This is a genomic window from Erwinia aphidicola, from assembly GCF_014773485.1.
Lineage (GTDB): Bacteria > Pseudomonadota > Gammaproteobacteria > Enterobacterales > Enterobacteriaceae > Erwinia > Erwinia aphidicola.
In genome coordinates, this window is sequence record NZ_JACXBP010000001.1 from 832,736 (window position 1) to 850,644 (window position 17,909).

Sequence of the window (17,909 nt, forward strand, 5' to 3'; positions counted from 1 at the left end):
TAACTTCCTATCCTATTGAATATAAAGTAAAATATAAAACAGATCGCGCTACGTGAATTCTGATGTTTTTGCAGTACTGTGATACAGGAAGATTGACGTAGCACCGTTAAAAATGTCCTCCTGAACGGCCTGCAGCCTCAATGATAGCGCGGTAGTTACAGATGACACACTCATAGTTATATCTGTACGTTGTAACTAAAGTACCACATTATCGATGATTTAAATGCCGCGACAGCCGATCGCCGCACAGCTGTAATACCGTAACCAGCGCCACCAGCACGATTATCACCGTGAGCATCACCTGCGAGTCAAAACGCTGATAGCCGTAGCGGTAAGCAATATCCCCCAGCCCGCCCGCACCAATCGCGCCCGCCATTGCCGAAGCATTAATCATGGTGACCAGCGTAATGGTAAATCCGCTGACAATCCCCGGGCGCGCCTCTGCCAGCAGCACATGCCAGATGATATGCCGCCGATGGAAGCCCATCGCCTGCGCCGCCTCCACCAACCCTTTATCCACCTCGCGCAGGCTCACCTCGGCAATACGCGCAAAGAACGGCGTTGCAGCCAGCGTCAGTGGGACAACGGCGGCCCACACGCCATAGGAGGTACCCACCACCAGTCGGGTAAAGGGGATCAGCGCAACCATCAGGATCAGAAATGGCACCGAGCGGAACAGGTTGACGACCCAGCCCAACAGGCGATTAAGCAGCGGATTGGCGAAGAGATTATTGCGATCGGTAATCACTAATATCACCGCCAGCGGCAACCCCAACAGCAGCGCGGCCAACGAGGAGGCTCCGACCATCATCAGCGTATCGAGCAGCCCCTGCCATAAACGTTCAAGCTGGAGTGACATAGCCCAGCACCTCCACGCGGTCAGCCAGCGTCTGCGGAATGCTGGCAGGATTAAACGGCAGCGGCTGTCTGGCCGCCTGCAATACGATATGGCCAATCTGTCGGCCCTGCACCCACTCCAGCGCACTCTGGATCAGGATAACCTCCTCACCCAGTAGCCCGAGCTGCGGCACCGCCCCCTGACCGGTATAGCTCAGGCGCAGCAGCGGCTGGTCACTCTGCGTCTGGGGAGCGCGATGCAGGTGCGCCAGCAGCGCTTCCGGCAGACCGCTATGCTGAGGATTGAGCAGGATGCGGGTGGTCGGCTGCTGCGGATCGCCATACACCGCCCACACCGGGCCCTGCTCTATCACCTTGCCCTGCTCCAGTACCGCCACCTGGTGGCACAGATCGTGGATCACATTCATCTCATGGGTAATAAGCACGATGGTGATGCCCTGCCGCTGATTAATCTCGCGCAGCAACGCCAGAATCGAGGCGGTAGTCTCCGGGTCAAGTGCCGAGGTGGCTTCATCGCACAGCAGCAGCTGCGGCTGATGCACCAGCGCCCGGGCAATCCCTACCCGCTGCTTCTGCCCGCCGGAAAGCTGCGCTGGCCAGGCGTGCTGGCGTTCTTCCAGCCCGACCAGCGCCAGCAGCTCATCAACCCGCTTTTTGCGCAGCGGTGGAGAAACGCCCGCCACCTTCAGCGGTAGCTCGATATTCTCACGCACGCTTTTCGCCGACAGCAGGTTGAAGTGCTGGAATATCATGCCGGTGCCGCGCCGCCATTCAACCAGCTCACGCTGAGTCAGGCGGTTAATATCGACACCATCCACCACCACGCGCCCCGCCGTGGGCGTTTCCAGCCGGTTAAGACAGCGGATCAGCGAGGACTTGCCCGCGCCGCTGCGCCCGATAATACCGTAGATAGCCCCGCGCGGGATCGTCAGGTTGATATCGTGCAGCGCATCCAGCGGCTGGCCGGAATAGCGTTTCACCAACCCCTGAATCGCCACATGCGTCGAGCCATCCGGGCTTACGGCATCAGCTTCTGTTAGCTCATCCCACGTCATCGTCGCCATGCTTACTGCTGCCAGCCAGGCTGATAGAGCTTGCCGTAAAACTTATCGAGGCTGGCGCGCACCACCGGGGAGTGCTGATAGATATCAACAAACTTCTTCAGGCGCGGATCGTCCTGGTGCCCGTCGCGGATAACAAACTGAATCACATATTCCGGGTGCTCCAGCCCGTCAAACAACAGCGCGTTATTCGGGTCAATCACGCCGGAGGCGCGCAGATAGTGCGGATAGCCCTGTGCGAGATCAACCTCCTCCAGCGAGCGCGACAGCTGCACCGCTTCCACTTCAATAATCTTCAGGTGCTTCGGGTTAGCCACAATATCGTCAACGGTAGACTTCAGCCCCGCGCCGGGCTTTAGGGTTATCAGCTTCGCCTTTTGCAGCAGCAGCAGGCCGCGCCCGCCGTTGATGGGGTCATTGGCAATCGCCACCGTGCCGCCGTCAGGGATCTGATCGAGACTGCTGTGCTTTTTCGAGTACAGGCCGACATTATTAATAATCGCCGGGGCGTACTTCACCAGATGAAATCCGCCCTGCTGATTGGCGTTATCAAGAAACGGCTGATGCTGGAACAGGTTAACGTCGATATCGCCGTTTTCGACGCTGACGTTAGGCGCCGTCCAGTCGCTGAACTCAATCAGTTCCACCGCCAGCCCCTGTTTCTTTGCCTCTGCCACGGCGGTTTCCAGTGGCGGTGCGAAGGCCGAGGTGGTGCCGACTTTGAGCGGCCCGCTGTAATCGGCCGCCAGCGCATTTCCGCTGAGCAGCGCGGTCAGTAACAGTGTTTTAATTATTTTCATGATGACCCCTTTATATGTCCCAGATGTTCAAAGATCGCGACGCCACCGGGCGGCCGGATGGCGCAGCGGCAGGCGGTCGTGGTGGAAGAGTTTGTGGCGCAGCGTGCCGGGCTGATAGGCGGTTTTATAACGCCCGCGCTGCTGAAGTTCCGGTATGACCAGCTCGATGAAATCGATATAGCTCTGCGGATTGACGATGCGCGTCAGGTTAAAGCCGTCGATATCCGCCTCATCCAGCCAGTGAATAAGCTGGTCGGCCACCTGCGACGGGCTGCCAACAATCAGCGGATAGCGGCCACCGAGGGCGTGCTGCTCCAGCAGCCGCCGCCGTGTCCAGCCGCTGAAGGTTTTGCTGACCGACTCGATGGCGCGCCCGGAGCCGCTGTCGATCGGCTCATCCAGCCCGAAGCGGGCGAGATCGATGCCGATAGAGCTGGAGAAGTGGGCAATCCCCGCTTCCGGGCTGGCATAGCGCAGGTACTCCTGATGCTTCTCCTGCGCCTCCTTTTCCGTGGGCGCGACAATCACCGACACGCCCATAAACACCTTCACATCACCCGGTTCACGCCCGGCATCGCGCGCGGCGCGGCGCAGCGTGTCCACCTGGGTGCGCATCGCCTGCGGGGTGCTGCCGTTAACAAAGCTACACTCCGCGTGGCGGGCGGCAAACTGCACGCCGCGTGCCGAACTCCCGGCCTGAAACAGCAGCGGCGTGCGCTGCGGTGACGGGGAGCTGAGATGGTACCCCTCCAGCTGGTAATACTTACCGTGATGGCGCACCGGATGAATTTTTGCCGCATCGGCGTAGCGGCGCTGCTGGCGGTCGGCGAGCACTGCACCCTCTTGCCAGCTGCCCTCCCACAGCTGGTAGCTGACGTCGAGAAACTCGTCCGCCTGGTCGTAGCGCTCGTCGTGGCCAAGCAGCTGCGGCTGCCCCATCGCCCGCGCGGCGCTGTCGAGATAACCGGTAACAATGTTCCAGCCCACGCGGCCATTAGTGAGATGGTCGAGGGTGGAAAAACGGCGGGCAAACGGGTATGGCGCCTCGTAGCTCAGGTTGGCGGTCAGCCCGAAGCCGAGGTGCTCGGTGACGCTGGCCATCGCCGACACCAGCATCAGCGGATCGTTAACCGGCAGCTGCACCGACTCGCTGGCGGTCAGCGTAATCCCCTGCTGATAGACGTCATACACGCCGAGGATATCGGCAATAAACAGCCCGTCAAACAGGCCGCGCTCCAGGGTACGCGCCAGGTCCAGCCAGTAGCGTAAGTCGTTAAACTCGGTGGAGCGGTCAAGCGGATGGGTCCACATGCCGTGATGGATATGCCCGACGCAGTTCATATTGAAGGCGTTAAGCAGGATTTTTTTGCTCACAGCGTCCCCCTGCGGGCGGGTAACGCACCGTTTAACAGATAGTTGCCGATCGCCGGATACTTCCAGCGCACCGGGTCGTGCAGCGTATGGGTGCGGGCATTGCGCCAGTGTCGGTCAAGGTTATGCTCGCGTAGCGCGGAGCGGGTGCCGGAAAGCTCAAACAGCAGGTTGGATGCCTCCAGCGCCAGCTCGGTGGTCCAGGCGCGCACGATGGCAACGGCAATCGAGGCCGCCGCCACGCTGTCGGCATCCGGGTTACGCTGCGCGGCGTCTACCGCTTCACCCGCCTCCTGCAGGAGGGCGTCACCGGCCTGCAGGCGTGGCGCAATCTGGCCCACGCGATCGATGGTCAGCGTATCCTGCGCGGCGTGATCCACCCCGGCATCGGGCCACGGGCGCGCACGGCTGTTGATAAAGTTCAGCATGTCGTTAAATGCGGCGCGGGCGATGCCCTGTTCGATGGCGGCATGCATGATCTGCGCGAATGACCCCACGGTGGTCGGGCGCTCAAAGGCGCTCTGAAACGGCACGATATCCTGCGGGTCGACCCTGACGTGATCAAAGGTGACCGTGCCGCTGCCGGTGGTACGCTGCCCGAATCCGGACCAGTCGTCGATCACGCTGACGCCAGGCTGAAAGCGCGGGACAAATACCAGCTGTTCCCTGCCGCTGGCATCACGCGCCGCAGTGGGAATGCGGTCAGCATACAGCGCGCCGGTGGCGTAAAACTTCTGGCCGTTAAGCAGTAAATCCGCACCCTGCGGCAACACCGCCGTACAGCGCTGATGGGCCGCCGCCGAGCTGAACTCCGCCAGCGCGTTGCCGAGATGCACGCCGTCCAGCACCTCCTGATAAAAACGCTGCTGCTGCGCCGGGCTGCCGTTGACGCGCAGTACCTCCAGCGCATAAAAGTGGTTCTGCGGCACCTGACCAATCGCGGCATCGGCCTCACTCAGAATGGCGATCGCCTGCGCCAGCACCGCCGAAGAGAGCGCAGCGCCGCCGAATTCGGCCGGTACGGTAATCGCGCCCAGCCCGGAGGCAAACAGCGCCTGCAACTGCGCGTGCGGCAGTTCGCGCTCGCGGTCCCTGCGTGAAGATCCGCTGCGAAACTCCTGCGCCAGCTGCTGAGCAACCTCGATAGCCTGCTCAGCACTGTGAATGCGGCTGGCGGGATTTTTGGCCTGAACCTGACTGGTTGGCATGACGTGCTCCTTATATCCAGGCATGGCGCACCGGAAAGACACCGTTGAGGTAGTAGTTGCCGATGGCGTGAAACTTCCAGCGGATCGGGTCGTGCAGCGTATGGGTGCGCGCATTGCGCCAGTGGCGGTCAAGGTTATGCTCAGCGAGCGTGGCGCGGCTGCCGCCCCACTCCAGCAGCTTCTCACTGGCCCTCAGCGCCGCCTGGGTCGTCAGCACTTTGGCCTCCGCCACCACGATGGAGGCGCGCGCCGCCGTGGCCGCATCCAGGCTGGCAGGGTCGACCTCATCGAGAAAGCGTGCCGCCCGGCGCAGCAGCGCATCCGCCGCGGCAATCTCGACCCACACGCGCCCGACGTCGGCCTGCAGGTGCGGGTCGTCGCTGTTGCGCTCCACTCCGGCATCCACCCACGGCCGGGAATGCTGGCGCACAAAGGCGCAGGCCTCATCAAAGGCGCCGCGGGCAATTCCGCCGTCGATAGCCGCCTGGATCAGCTGCGATACCGGGCCGCGCAGCGACGGTTTATCGCTGGCGGGCGTGGGGATCACCAGCGCAGCCTCCACCGCCACCTCATCCAGATGGATAGTGCCGCTGGCGGTGGTGCGCTGCCCGATGCCGGACCAGTCATCAACGATCTCCAGCCCGGCGGAATCGCGGGGCATAAACGCCATCACCGGCTGGCCGCTGTCGTCGATAGCGGTGGTAACAATGATGTCGGCGAACAGTGCACCGGTGGAGTAGAACTTACTGCCGGAGAGCCGCAGCCCGCCTTCACGCTGCCGCAGCCGTGCCTGCACGTCCCGGGTGTGCCGGGTGTTCTTCTCCGGGCCACCGTTGCCTAAACGCTGCCCCTGCACTACGGCAGAAAACAGGCGCTGCTGCTGTGCGAAGGTACCCTCATCGCGCAGGAACTGAATCAGTCCGAAGTGGTTCTGCGGGATCTGCCCGAGGGACGGGTCGGCGGCCGAAATAATGCGGAATACTTCCGCCACGGTGCGGTAAGAGAGCCCGCCGCCGCCGAATTCGCGCGGCACGGAGATACTGCCGAGGCCGGAGCGGCTGAACAGCTCCAGCGCCTCCAGCGGGTAGATGCGTTCGCGGTCACGAGTGGCGGCATCGCGCAGCGCCAGATCGGCCACCGCACGCGCGGCGCAGAGCGCCAGCTCATCGCTGAGGATCACCCTGGCCGGAGGATTTTCTGGGCGTGTAAGTGCCGCAGTTTGTTGCGCTGACTGGCTCATGATTTCCCTTAATTAACAGGCAAAGCGATGCCGGATGGCACAGGCCATCAGCAACAGGATTTGTCGAATTTAATTAATATAATCAGAGCGATAATAATTAGTAAAGCGCCACAATTATGACAAATATGGCGTTTGATTGCTGATATTCAGCTAAGGGAACTCACTGTATCGGGTTGACCGAAAAAGAAGGTCAACCCCTACGGAAATAACCGTCCGACACATCAATCGTAGGGGCCGACCGCTGTTCTGGTCGGCCCTTATATAAACGGGCTGACCGAAAAAGAGGGTCAGCCCCTACGGGTAACAATCATCGGGCACATCAACCGCAGGGGCCGACCGCTGTTCTGGTCGGCCCTTAATTTTCCCTACCGCCCCATTGACTTAATCTGTATACATCGTACATTTACCGCCATGCACACTTTCCTGATTATCGTCCCCGATGGGGGCATGCTGTTTGAATCCGCAGGCGTCGCCGACATTCTGATGCAGGCTAACCGCCAGCGCGCGCACGCCGACGCTTTTTATCACATCACCGTGGCCACCACGCAGCCGCACCGGGTGATCCACGGCCAGTCCGGGCTGAACCTGCTGGCCGACCAGCGCCTGCTCGATCTCGACCCGGGTGAGCAGCGCGATACCATAATGGTGACCGGGCGCGGATTAACCGAGGAGGAAAATGCCGGGGTAGCTGACTGGCTGCGCCTGGCGGCACCGCACGCCGGGCGCGTGACATCCGTGTGCGGCGGCGCGATGCTGCTGGCGCAGGCGGGCCTGCTGGAAGGACGGCGTGCCACCACCCACTGGCGGCTGATGGAGGCCCTGCAAACCCGCTTCCCGAACGTCAGCGTGCAAAATGGCCCGCTGTACGTGCAGGATGGCACGGTCTGGACCTCCGGCGGGGTCAGCTCCGGTTTTGACCTTACGCTGGCGCTGGTGGAAGACGACCTCGGATTTGACCTGGCGCGCTGCGTAGCGCAGGACCTGGTGATGTATCTGCGCCGCCCCGGCGGCCAGGCCCAGTTCAGCCGCTACCTGCTGAACCAGGCCGCCGATGGCCCGATTGCCGGGCTGCAAAGCTGGATGGCGGCTAACCTGAAAGCAGATCTGTCGGTGCAGAGCCTGGCAGAACGGGTGGCAATGAGCCCGCGCAACTTCACCCGGGTATTTACCCGTGAAACCGCCATCAGCCCGGCAAAGTATGTTGAGGAGCTGCGTTTAAGCGCGGCACGTCAGCGGCTGGAGCAGACCCGCGACGGCGTTGAACAGATTGCCTGCCTGTGTGGCTTTGGCAGCGCGCTCAATCTGCGCCGGGTGATGGAGCGCAATCTGCACCTCACGCCGGGTGAATACCGTCAGCGCTTCGCCATGCGCACAATGGCGTAAATTGATCTAAATTTGTCATTTACGCCATTCAGAAGCCAGTCCAGACTGAACTCATTACTCATAATAAGGAGTTCACCATGGTAAACATCGGTATTAACGGCTTCGGCAGAATCGGACGTAACGTGCTGCGCGCCGCCCTTGGGCGCAGTGATTTTCAGGTAGTGGCGATCAACGACCTCACCGACAGTAAAACCCTCGCCCACCTGCTGAAATATGACTCGCTCTCCGGCACGCTGCCCGTCCCTGTGGAAGCGGGCGACGGCGAACTGTGGGTTGACGGCCAACGTATTCAGGTCTTTTCCCAGCGCGACCCGGCGACCATTCCGTGGAGCAGCGCCGCAGTGGATATCGTGATCGAGGCTACCGGTTTCTTCACCGATAAAGCGCAGGCCGAAGTGCATATCACCCACGGCGGCGCCAAACGGGTGATCATCTCTGCCCCGGCAAAAGGCGACGACCTCACTATCGTAATGGGCGTTAACCACCAGCAGTACGATCCGGCGCTGCATAAAGTGGTCAGTAACGGCAGCTGTACCACCAATGGGCTGGCCCCGGCGGCGCAGGTACTGCATCAGCACTTCGGCATTAAGCACGGACTGATGAACACCACGCACGCCTACACGAATAGCCAGGCCCTGCACGACCAGCCAGAGAAAGATCTGCGCGGCGCGCGTGCCGCCGCCGAGTCCATCGTCCCCTATTCCAGCGGCGCTGCGAAGGCGATTGGCAAGGTGATCCCGGAACTTGATGGCCGCATGACCGGCTACTCGCTGCGCGTCCCGGTGCCGGTGGTGTCGATCGTTGACCTGACGGTGAATCTGGATCGTGACGTGACGGTGGAGGAAGTCAATGCCGCATTCCGCCAGGCGGCGGAGTCCGGCCCGCTCAAAGATATTCTCGGCTACAGCGAGGAGCCGCTGGTCTCCAGCGACTATCGCGGCGACGCGCGTTCCTCGGTAATTGACGCCCTCTCAACGCTGGTGATTGGGGGCAACATGGTGAAAATCCTCGCCTGGTACGACAACGAATGGGGCTTCTCTAATCGCCTTGTTGACCTCGCGCTGCTGATGGAACAGCGCGGCCTGTAGCCCCAACAGCATAACTAAGAGCATCATAATGATGCTCTTTTTTTTCTTAAGCTTCATGGTGGTATGATGCCTGCGCCGCTGAACACTCCATGGAGTCATTAATGTCCACACTGCGTTTGCTGTTATCCGATTCTTACGATCCCTGGTTTAACCTGGCGGTCGAGGAGTGCATTTTTCGCCAGATGCCCGCCACCCAGCGCGTACTGTTCCTGTGGCGCAATGCCGAAACCGTGGTGATTGGCCGCTCGCAGAACCCGTGGAAAGAGTGCAACACGCGCAGAATGGAAGAGGACAATATTCGCCTGGCGCGGCGCAGCAGCGGCGGTGGCGCGGTGTTTCATGACCTCGGCAACTGCTGCTTTACCTTTATGGCTGGCAAGCCGGAGTACGATAAAAGCGTATCAACGGCGATTATTCTCAACGCGCTTAACGCGCTGGGTATTCCGGCGGAAGCATCAGGGCGCAACGATCTGGTGGTGAATACCGCCGACGGGCTGCGTAAAATTTCTGGCTCTGCCTATCATGAGACCCACGATCGCGGCTTCCACCACGGCACCATCCTGCTTAATGCTGACCTGTCCCGGCTGGCAGACTACCTCAACCCGGATGTGAAAAAACTGCAGGCCAAGGGCATTACCTCGGTGCGCTCGCGCGTGGCGAACCTGGAAGAGCTGGTGCCCGGGATTAGCTTTGAGCAGATCTGTGGCGCGGTAACGCAGGCATTCTTTAGCCACTTTGCCGGGCAGTGCCAGCCGGAGATTATTTCACCGAGCGCACTGCCCGACCTGCCGGGCTTTAAAGAGCAGTTTGCTAAGCAGAGCAGCTGGCAGTGGAATTTTGGTCAGGCTCCGCACTTCCAGCACCTGCTGGATACGCGTTTTAGCTGGGGCGGCGTGGAGATCCACTTTGACGTTGAGCGCGGCAAGATTAGCCGCTGCCAGATATTTAGCGACAGCCTGAACCCGGCGCCGTTAGAGCAGCTGGCACAGAATTTACACGGCGTGGAGTATCGACCGCAGGCGCTCGGCCAGCAGGTGGCGTTGCTGACAGCGGCGTTTCCCAACCAGCAGACAGAGTTGACACAGCTGCAGGCGTGGCTGGTCAGCAGCGTTAGATAAACCGGGCGGACCGCAAAAGAAGGTCCGCCCCTTGCAGGATAATGTTAACTTTCCAGCACCACCACGCACTGGCCGGCGCGCACCGCGCAACCGGGCTGGACGCGCACCTCGCTGACAATACCGTCGCAAGGCGCCAGCAGCGGGATCTCCATCTTCATTGCCTCGATAATCACCAGCACGTCGCCCTGCTTTACCGCATCGCCCGGCTGGAACTTCACCTGCCACAGATTGCCGGCAATCGCGCTCTCTACCGCCTGCTGCCCGGCCTGCAGCGGCTCGTCATCCGGCGCCGCGCTTGCCTCCTCCTGGCTGTCGAAGTGCGCCTGACCGCTGGCGATCCAGCGCTCGCGCTCGGCGTTAAAGGCCGACTGCTGGTGCGTACGAAATGCCTCAATGCCCCCACTTTCGCGCTGTAAAAACTGCTGATAGTCGGCCAGCGCCAGCTCGGTGTGCTCAATGCGCAGCGGATAGCGCCCCAGCGGAAAATCACGGCGGATAACCTGCAGCTCGTCGGCGGAAACCGGATAGAACTTTATCTGGTCGAAGAAGCGCAGCAGCCAAGGTTTGCCGTTGAAATCGGCGACCTCACGATAGCGGTTCCACATCTGCAGCGTCCGCCCCACAAACTGATAGCCACCCGGCCCCTCCATGCCATAAACGCACAGATACGCCCCGCCGATCCCCACCGAGTTCTCCGCAGTCCAGGTGCGCGCCGGATTATACTTGGTGGTGACCAGCCGGTGGCGCGGATCGAGCGGCGTAGCGACCGGAGCGCCAAGGTAGACATCGCCCAGCCCCATGACCAGATAGCTGGCGGCAAACACCGTTTTGTAGACCTCATCAATATCCGCCAGGTCGTTGATGCGGCGAATAAACTCAAGGTTACTCGGGCACCAGGGCGCATCGCGGCGCACGGTGGTCATATATTTATCAATCGCCAGCTGGCAGGCGGGGTCATCCCACGACAGCGGCAGGTAAACCACGCGCGACGGCACGCGCAGATCCTGCTGCGCGCATACCGTTTGCCACAGCCGACCGACCGTTGCCAGCAGCTCGCTCAGCGGCAGCGCTTCAGGGCGATAGTGAACCTGCAGCGAGCGGATGCCGGGCGTCAGGTCGATGACTGCCGGATGGTTAATGGCCTCCAGCGCCTGCATTAGCGCATGAGCGCGAAAACGCAGCACCAGGTTCAGCTCCGGCGCGCCAATCTCCAGCAGCAGATGGGTATCACCGCTCAGCCGCGCGACCAGCTGCGTATCACCCGTGCCGCACTCCAGCACCACCGGGGAATTCAGCGGCACAGGCTGCCAGACGGAATCAACCGGCGCCAGCGCCTGCAGCTCCGCCTCACGCTCTGCGGCCAGCTGGCGGGCGGTCGCCACGTCCACCGCGACAAACTTCAGGCGATCGCCCGCTTTCAGCTGCCCGACCTGCCAGAGATCGGCCTCAATCACCGTCACCGGGCAGACAAATCCGCCAAGGCTCGGGCCGTCGCGCCCGAGGATCACCGGCATATCCCCGGTGAAATCCACCGCGCCGACCGCATACGGATTATCGTGGATATTCGAGGGGTGCAGCCCGGCCTCGCCGCCGCTGTCGCGCACCCACTGCGGTTTTGGCCCAATCAGCCGCACCCCGGTGCGGCTGGAGTTGAAATGCACCTGCCACTCGGTGGCGAAAAACGTCTCAATGTAGCCGGCAGTGAAATACTCTGGCGCAGCGTGCGGGCCGTAGATAACCCGCAGCTCGCGCAGCGCTGGCAGATCGCTGCACAGCGCGTCAGGCAGTGCCTCCCCGGCGCGGGCATCGCGCAGTTCGCTCAGATGCAACACGTCGCCCGTACGCAGCGCGCGCCCCGCATGGCCGCCGAACTGCCCGAGGGTAAAGGTGCTTTTACTGCCGAGGTACTCCGGCACCGCGATCCCGCCGCGCAGGCAGAGATAGCTGCGCACGCCGCGGCCAGCGATGGTGCCGAAAGTTAAGGTGCTGCCTGCCGCGATCGCGAAGGTCTGATTCATCGCCAGCGGCTGGCCGTCAAGCGTGAGCGGGATCGCCGCCCCCGTCACCACCGCCACGCTGGCCGTATTGAAGCGCAGCGTCGGGCCGCTCATGGTGATCTCCAGCGCGGCCGCCGTCGGGTCGTTATCCAGCAGGCGGTTGCCCAGGCGTAAAGCGCGGTCGTCCATCGGGCCGGACGGCGGCACGCCCACCGCCCAGTAGCCAAGGCGGCCCGGGAAGTCCTGCACGGTGGTTTGCGTTCCGGCGCTCAGCACCTCAACGGTGGTGGCGCGGTAGTGCAGCTTCTCAAGGCAACGCGTCCACGGCGAGCCGCTGGTGAACGGCTGCGACGCGAGGATCTGCTGCAGGTACTGGCGGTTAGTCTCAACGCCGTACAGGCGGGTTTCTCCCAGAGCCTGGCTGAGCGCTGCTGTCGCCTGTTCGCGGCTGGCTGCAAAGGCAATAACCTTCGCCAGCAGCGGGTCGAAGAATGGCGGGATCTCACAGCCGGACTCTACCCAGCGGTCAATGCGCAGACGTTTGCCGTCGGCGGGTGGGAAAAACACCTCGGTCAGCAGACCGGGCGACGGTTGAAACTGGCGGCCAGGGTCTTCGGCGTAAACGCGCGCCTGAATCGCATGGCCCTGCGGTGACAGTGTCACGCCAAGCTCTGCCAGCGGCGGCAAATCCCCCGCCGCAAGGGCGATCATCCAGCGCACCAGATCCACGCCCCATACCTGTTCGGTGACGCCGTGCTCTACCTGAAGACGGGTATTAACCTCGAGGAAGTAAAACTGTTCGGCGGCGCTGTCGTAGACAAACTCAACGGTTCCGGCGCTGCGGTAGCTGACCGCCTTCGCCAGTTTGATGGCGGCGGCACAGAGCGCATCGGCCATGCCCTCTGGCAGATTGGCTGCCGGCGTCTCTTCAATCACCTTCTGGTTGCGGCGCTGCACCGAGCAGTCGCGCACGCCGAGCGCAATCACCTCGCCCTGGCCGTCACCAAAAATCTGCACCTCAAGGTGGCGGGCGCGCTCGATAAACTTCTCGATAAACACGCCCGCATCACTAAAGTTATTCTGTCCGAGGCGCTTAACCGCTTCAAACGCTTCGCTCAGTTCAGCAGCGCTGTAGCAAACGCGCATGCCGATGCCGCCCCCGCCTGCGGTGCTTTTCAGCATCACCGGATAGCCGACCTGTTCGGCGGCCATCAGCGCAGCGCCAACACTCTCCAGCAGCTCCGTTCCCTCCAGCAGCGGTACCTGATGCTGTTTCGCCAGCGCACGCGCGGTGTGCTTCAGGCCGAAGAGGCGCAGCTGCTGCGGCGTCGGGCCGATAAAGGCGATGCCGGCGGATTCACAGGCTTCGGCGAAGGCGGCGTTTTCGGAGAGAAAACCGTAGCCGGGATGGATAGCGTCTGCCGCGCTGGCGCGTGCCGCCGCAAGGATCTTCTCCACCACCAGATAAGTGTTGGCCGCCGGGCCATCGCCAAGGCTGACCGCTTCATCGGCCTCGCGGATGTGCAGGCTACTGGCATCGGCTTCGGCAAACACCGCCACGCCGCTGACGTTCATTTCGCGCAGCGAGCGCAGGATCCGGCTCGCAATCGCGCCACGGTTAGCAATCAGCAATTTTTTAAACATAGGTCAGACTCACACCAGGGCGGGCCGTCCCGCCAGTCTTCAGGCCGCCCGGGGTCGTCCCCGGGGGAAATCTCAGGATTTTCGGCGGCTCAGTTCCACACCAGCACTTCGGCGGCGGTCGGGTTCCAGCCGTTACACGGGTTGTTAAGCTGCGGACAGTTGGAGATCAGCACAATCACGTCGCATTCGGCGCGCAGCTCAACATATTTCCCGGCGGCGGAGATACCGTCTGCAAAGGTCAGCCCGCCCTCCGGCGTCACCGGCACGTTCATAAAGAAGTTGATGTTGGCGGCGATGTCACGCTTGTGCAGGCGGCCATCGTGGATGCAGACGCAGAGGAAGTTATCGCGGCAGCTGTGCATGTAGCGCTTATCGGCGTGATAGCGTACGGTATTGCTCTCCTGGGCGCAGGCACCGCCAAGGGTGTCGTGGCGCCCGCAGGTGTCGGCAACAATGGTCAGCAGCGGGTTGCCAAGGTTGGAGTAAAGCACGCTGCCGCTGGTCAGGTAGGCGTTATTCTGGCGGCGCAGCGTGCGCTGGGCGTCATAGCGCTCGCGCGGGTTGGCAGCGCTGTAAAACAGCGTATCAACGGCCTGATTGCCCTCCAGATCGTGCAGGCGCACGGTCTGCCCCTTCTTCACTTCAAACAGATAGGGTTCACCCGCCGGAATGGTGTGGCGCAAAACGGCATCGCTGGCCTGCTTAGCGCTGGTAATTAAAGTCATCAGACGGCTCCTGTCACGTTAAAGCGTTCGATATTCTGCAAGGCGCGCAGGTTCTCCGGGCGCGAGGTTTTACAGCCTTCCAGCATCTGTTCATCGTGGGCATCTCGCAGCGCCAGCTGCACCGGGCGCGGCGCATAGTGCGGGTTCGGGTCCATCGGATGCTGCAGCGCGGTGAGCACCACCAGCGTGTTCATCGGGGCGTACAGCTCAACCACGCTGCCCGGCGCGGAGTGGTTCTGATGAAACTGGAAGCTGCCCGCTTCATCAACGCTCACTTTACTGAACAGGTTAAGCACCATCAGCAGGTCTTCCAGCCGCAGGTCCCACTTGCCCAGCTCCACCAGCAGATTATCGCTGCCGTTGCGGTAGAAGCCGTTGCGCAGCTCCTGATAGCGGCCGTCGCCGTATTTCTCTGCCACTTCTGCCGCATTCAGCACGCCGCCAAAGCAGTCGTGCCAGCCGCAGGTATCGGTCACCATGGCCGCCAGCACGCGCCCCATATCTGAGTAGAGGCAGTGCCCGGCGGTCAGTCTGGCGGTGTGCTGCCCTTTCAGCGTATCCGGCAGGTTCAGGCGTTCACTTTTCTCATCGGCATTCAGCAGCATCAGGCTGACGTTGGCGCCGCCTTCAAGATCGGTAAGGCGCAGTAGCTGGCCCTTTTTTATCACCAGTGAGGTGTGGCCGCCGCCGGGTAAGGTCTCTTCATAGAGGTGCGTCATGGGAAATCTCCTGAGTGGATGGGTGGGCGAAAGCCGTTGGGTGCATCAGCACTTCAGCGGGCTGACGGCGCTGCCGCAGTCGGGTTTCGTTCAGCGGCAGGTCATAAGTAATGCGTGCGCCCCAGGCGTTGGGTTCGTGCGGGTCAATGCGCACTTTGTCGAACACCAGCAGGCGCGTGCCGAGGTTAAAGCCCTCCGACAGGTCATGCGTCACCATAAACACCGTCAGCGCGGTTTCCTGCCACAGCTCCAGCAGCAGGCTGTGCATATCCTTACGGATGCCGGGATCGAGTGCGCCAAAAGGCTCATCGAGCAGCAGAATGCGCGGCTGCATGATGAACGCCTGGGCGATCGCCAGCCGCTGCTGCATGCCGCCGGAGAGCTGCGCCGGATATTTCTTTAACGCCTGCCCCAGCCCCACGCGCTCCAGCATCGCGGCCGCCTGCTGGCGCGCCGCCTGTTTACGCCTGCCGAACAGCCGGCCACAGAAGCGCGCAGCGGGCAGCTCCAGCCCGATGGCAACGTTATCCAGCACGTTAAGGTGTGGAAAGACCGAATAGCGCTGAAACACCACGCCGCGGCTGGCGTCCGGTTCCGCAGGCAGGGTTTCGCCCTGTAGCGTGATGCTGCCGCGGCTTGGCTTCTCCTGGCCCAGCAGCAGGCGCAGGAAGGTCGATTTACCGCAGCCGGAGGCACCGACCATGGTGCAGAACTCCCCTTCGTTGATGCTCAGGTTGAGGTTCTCCAGCACCACGTGGTTGCCATACTCCTGCCAGATGTTGTTGATGTTGATAAAGCTCATGATTTCTCTCCCTGGGCCCACGGGAAGCACCAGCGGTTAAGGCGGCGCAGGCCAAGGTCCATCAGCCAGGCCAGCAGCGTGATCCAGAACACATAAGGCAGGATCACATCCATCGCCATATAGCGGCGCACGAGGAAAATGCGGTAGCCCAGCCCGGCAGTCGAGGAGATCGCCTCCGCGGAGATCAGGAACAGCCACGCGGAACCCAGCAGCAGGCGCAGCGAGGTCAGCAGCCGGGTCAGCAGCTGTGGCAGCACCACGCGCAGCACCACCGTCCAGCTATTGGCCCCCAGCGTTTGCGCTTTAATCAGGATCTCCTGCGGGATCTCCCGCGCCCGCTGTTCAAGGTCGCGCGCCAGCATCGGCGTAATGCCAATGACGATCAGCATGATTTTCGACAGCTCATCGAGTCCGAAGACGATAAACAGCACCGGCAGGATAGCCAGCGGAGGCACCATCGACAGCACGGTCATAAACGACGACAGCGGCGAGCGCCACATTGGAAACACCCCGGCGGCAATGCCGAAGGCCAGTCCGAGCAGCGAGGCGATGCCCAGCCCCAGCAGCAGGCGGCCAAGACTGACGGAGGTATCCATCCACAGCAGATAGTCGCCGCTGCGCTTGTCCGGGGTGAACGCCATGCGCTGCACCGCGTCGATCATCTGCCCGAGTCCTGGCAGCAGTTTGTCGTGCGGGTTGGCATCCAGCCGCACGGCGGAGCCGATGAAATAGGCGGCGATCGCCAGAATAAACGGCAGCAGCACCAGCATCAGATGCATGCCTCTGTCGGGATGACGATTCATTTGCCGCATGGCGTTGGCTCCTCTGTGTGGGGTTATAGCTTGCCGTCGGCGGCCATCTTCAGAAAGCTGTCGTCAAAGCGCAGTTTGACGTTGCTGCTGTCGCCCTGGGTGACGTTGCCGGGGAAGCGCATGCCGATAAAGTCAGCACTCTGCGCGCCGTCGCCAAGCAGCCCTTTCTCAAATGAGAAGCGGGCCACGCGCTGCATGGTTTTCGCCAGTTCGGCATCGCTAATAAATTTCAGGTTGTCGGCGGGGGTGTAAAACAGGTGGGTGGTTTTCAGCTGCGCCTGGTAGCCTTTCAGATCAGTGCCGGAAGCGGCTGCCATTGCATTCAGGGCATCGCTATCACCCGCTTTCATTTTGCTCATCATCTCGTACCAGGCCCCGGTCAGGGCTTTGCCAAGCGCCGGGTTATCCTTCAGCACGTCACTGTTGACTACCATCATATCGATCAGCTCGCCCGGCACCTGCGAGGACTCAAATACTTCCGTGGTATCCGGCGTGGCTTTGATAGCGGAGAGCTGAGGGTTCCAGGCCACGGCCGCCTGCACGCTGCTGGTGGCAAACGCCGAGACGATATCAGCATCAGAGGTGTTTACCACCGTGACATCTTTCTCGGCCAGGCCCGCTTTCTCCAGCCCGCGCACCAGCAGATAGTGTGATACCGACAGTTCCGGCAGGTAGACCTTCATCCCTTTCAGATCGTTGAGGGTCTTGCCCTTGCCTTTCAGCACGATGCCGTCATTGCCCTCAGAGTAGCTACCCAGGATCAGCGCGGTACTGTCAACGCCCCCGGCGGCAGGAATGGTAAGCGCATCCATGTTGGTCATGGTGCAGCCATCAAACTGCCCGGCAGTGTACTGGTTAATGGATTCGATATAGTCGTTAAGCTGGGTGACGTGGATTTTAATGCCATATTTAGCCGCCCACTTGTCGATGATGCCAGAGGTGGCGATCTGGCCCCACGGCATCCAGCCGGCGTAAATGGTCCAGCAGACGTTGAACTCTTTTTTGGCGACAGCCTGTGAGGGAATGCTGGCCAGCGCGGTAACGCTGAGAAGGCAAATGCTGAGGATGTGAGAAAGTTTCATT

15 protein-coding genes are annotated in these 17,909 nt (G+C 61.6%); 3 read left to right on the plus strand and 12 right to left on the minus strand.

The genetic code is table 11. The annotated features are described in order from the left end of the window. Positions 1 to 208: 208 nt before the first annotated feature. Genes ID864_RS03865 through ID864_RS03890 form a run of 6 tightly spaced genes read right to left on the minus strand, consistent with a single transcriptional unit; the run spans position 209 to position 6,538 of the window. A complete protein-coding gene (locus tag ID864_RS03865) occupies positions 209 to 859 on the minus strand; it encodes a methionine ABC transporter permease (protein WP_048917969.1) in 651 nt (216 codons plus the stop codon). Next, positions 843 to 1,922: a methionine ABC transporter ATP-binding protein gene (locus tag ID864_RS03870; RefSeq protein ID WP_048917970.1), complete on the minus strand. Its 1,080-nt coding sequence runs from the start codon at positions 1,920 to 1,922 to the stop codon at positions 843 to 845. Before ID864_RS03870 ends, ID864_RS03865 begins: the two co-directional genes overlap by 17 nt. Positions 1,923 to 1,924: 2 nt before the next feature. Next, positions 1,925 to 2,719 carry a MetQ/NlpA family ABC transporter substrate-binding protein gene (locus ID864_RS03875; RefSeq protein WP_062818536.1) on the minus strand — a complete coding sequence of 265 codons (795 nt, stop codon included), beginning with the start codon at positions 2,717 to 2,719 and terminating at the stop codon, positions 1,925 to 1,927. Between the two features lie 27 nt (positions 2,720 to 2,746). Beyond that, entirely contained in the window at positions 2,747 to 4,093 is a 1,347-nt protein-coding gene (locus ID864_RS03880) for an LLM class flavin-dependent oxidoreductase (RefSeq protein WP_288497739.1), read from the minus strand. After that, positions 4,090 to 5,298, minus strand: a complete 1,209-nt coding sequence (locus tag ID864_RS03885) for an SfnB family sulfur acquisition oxidoreductase (RefSeq protein ID WP_191149432.1) — start codon at positions 5,296 to 5,298, stop codon at positions 4,090 to 4,092. Before ID864_RS03885 ends, ID864_RS03880 begins: the two co-directional genes overlap by 4 nt. 10 nt (positions 5,299 to 5,308) lie before the next feature. After that, positions 5,309 to 6,538 (minus strand): SfnB family sulfur acquisition oxidoreductase, encoded by a 1,230-nt coding sequence (locus ID864_RS03890; RefSeq protein ID WP_048917973.1) that lies wholly within the window; start codon positions 6,536 to 6,538, stop codon positions 5,309 to 5,311. A 411-nt stretch (positions 6,539 to 6,949) separates the two neighbouring features. Here ID864_RS03890 and ID864_RS03895 point away from each other — a divergent pair, with 411 nt between their 5' ends. From ID864_RS03895 to ID864_RS03905, 3 genes are all read left to right on the plus strand, one after another. Next, positions 6,950 to 7,921, plus strand: coding sequence for a GlxA family transcriptional regulator (locus ID864_RS03895; protein ID WP_191149433.1), 972 nt, complete (start codon positions 6,950 to 6,952; stop codon positions 7,919 to 7,921). A gap of 77 nt (positions 7,922 to 7,998) precedes the next feature. Beyond that, a complete protein-coding gene (gene gap / locus ID864_RS03900) occupies positions 7,999 to 9,009 on the plus strand; it encodes a type I glyceraldehyde-3-phosphate dehydrogenase (RefSeq protein WP_191149434.1) in 1,011 nt (336 codons plus the stop codon). 101 nt (positions 9,010 to 9,110) lie between these two features. Next, entirely contained in the window at positions 9,111 to 10,127 is a 1,017-nt protein-coding gene (locus ID864_RS03905; protein WP_048917976.1) for a lipoate--protein ligase A, read from the plus strand. 44 nt (positions 10,128 to 10,171) lie between these two features. Here ID864_RS03905 and uca read toward each other — a convergent pair whose 3' ends face one another. The 6 genes from uca to ID864_RS03935 all read right to left on the minus strand — a co-directional run bounded on the left by uca (position 10,172) and on the right by ID864_RS03935 (position 17,908). Beyond that, positions 10,172 to 13,768, minus strand: a complete 3,597-nt coding sequence (gene uca, locus ID864_RS03910; protein WP_191149435.1) for an urea carboxylase — start codon at positions 13,766 to 13,768, stop codon at positions 10,172 to 10,174. Positions 13,769 to 13,857: 89 nt separating this feature from the next. Beyond that, positions 13,858 to 14,493 (minus strand): urea amidolyase associated protein UAAP2, encoded by a 636-nt coding sequence (locus ID864_RS03915; protein WP_191149436.1) that lies wholly within the window; start codon positions 14,491 to 14,493, stop codon positions 13,858 to 13,860. Further along, positions 14,493 to 15,212, minus strand: coding sequence for an urea amidolyase associated protein UAAP1 (locus ID864_RS03920; RefSeq protein ID WP_048917979.1), 720 nt, complete (start codon positions 15,210 to 15,212; stop codon positions 14,493 to 14,495). Before ID864_RS03920 ends, ID864_RS03915 begins: the two co-directional genes overlap by 1 nt. Further along, positions 15,196 to 16,014, minus strand: coding sequence for an ABC transporter ATP-binding protein (locus ID864_RS03925; RefSeq protein ID WP_048917980.1), 819 nt, complete (start codon positions 16,012 to 16,014; stop codon positions 15,196 to 15,198). The genes ID864_RS03920 and ID864_RS03925 overlap by 17 nt, the downstream gene beginning before the upstream one ends. Then, entirely contained in the window at positions 16,011 to 16,826 is an 816-nt protein-coding gene (locus tag ID864_RS03930; RefSeq protein WP_191149437.1) for an ABC transporter permease, read from the minus strand. The genes ID864_RS03925 and ID864_RS03930 overlap by 4 nt, the downstream gene beginning before the upstream one ends. A gap of 23 nt (positions 16,827 to 16,849) precedes the next feature. Continuing rightward, positions 16,850 to 17,908: a putative urea ABC transporter substrate-binding protein gene (locus ID864_RS03935; protein WP_191149438.1), complete on the minus strand. Its 1,059-nt coding sequence runs from the start codon at positions 17,906 to 17,908 to the stop codon at positions 16,850 to 16,852. Between the last annotated feature and the right edge of the window lies 1 nt (position 17,909).

Excerpts from the sequence above, each read along its gene's own strand:
- ID864_RS03865 (WP_048917969.1), bottom strand. The coding sequence starts at position 859 with ATGTCACTCCAGCTTGAACGTTTATGGCAGGGGCTGCTCGATACGCTG.
- ID864_RS03870 (WP_048917970.1), bottom strand. The coding sequence starts at position 1,922 with ATGGCGACGATGACGTGGGATGAGCTAACAGAAGCTGATGCCGTAAGC.
- ID864_RS03875 (WP_062818536.1), bottom strand. The coding sequence starts at position 2,719 with ATGAAAATAATTAAAACACTGTTACTGACCGCGCTGCTCAGCGGAAAT.
- ID864_RS03885 (WP_191149432.1), bottom strand. The coding sequence starts at position 5,298 with ATGCCAACCAGTCAGGTTCAGGCCAAAAATCCCGCCAGCCGCATTCAC.
- ID864_RS03890 (WP_048917973.1), bottom strand. The coding sequence starts at position 6,538 with ATGAGCCAGTCAGCGCAACAAACTGCGGCACTTACACGCCCAGAAAAT.
- ID864_RS03895 (WP_191149433.1), top strand. The coding sequence starts at position 6,950 with ATGCACACTTTCCTGATTATCGTCCCCGATGGGGGCATGCTGTTTGAA.
- gap (WP_191149434.1), top strand. The coding sequence starts at position 7,999 with ATGGTAAACATCGGTATTAACGGCTTCGGCAGAATCGGACGTAACGTG.
- ID864_RS03905 (WP_048917976.1), top strand. The coding sequence starts at position 9,111 with ATGTCCACACTGCGTTTGCTGTTATCCGATTCTTACGATCCCTGGTTT.
- uca (WP_191149435.1), bottom strand. The coding sequence starts at position 13,768 with ATGTTTAAAAAATTGCTGATTGCTAACCGTGGCGCGATTGCGAGCCGG.
- ID864_RS03915 (WP_191149436.1), bottom strand. The coding sequence starts at position 14,493 with ATGACTTTAATTACCAGCGCTAAGCAGGCCAGCGATGCCGTTTTGCGC.
- ID864_RS03920 (WP_048917979.1), bottom strand. The coding sequence starts at position 15,212 with ATGACGCACCTCTATGAAGAGACCTTACCCGGCGGCGGCCACACCTCA.
- ID864_RS03925 (WP_048917980.1), bottom strand. The coding sequence starts at position 16,014 with ATGAGCTTTATCAACATCAACAACATCTGGCAGGAGTATGGCAACCAC.
- ID864_RS03930 (WP_191149437.1), bottom strand. The coding sequence starts at position 16,826 with ATGCGGCAAATGAATCGTCATCCCGACAGAGGCATGCATCTGATGCTG.
- ID864_RS03935 (WP_191149438.1), bottom strand. The coding sequence starts at position 17,908 with ATGAAACTTTCTCACATCCTCAGCATTTGCCTTCTCAGCGTTACCGCG.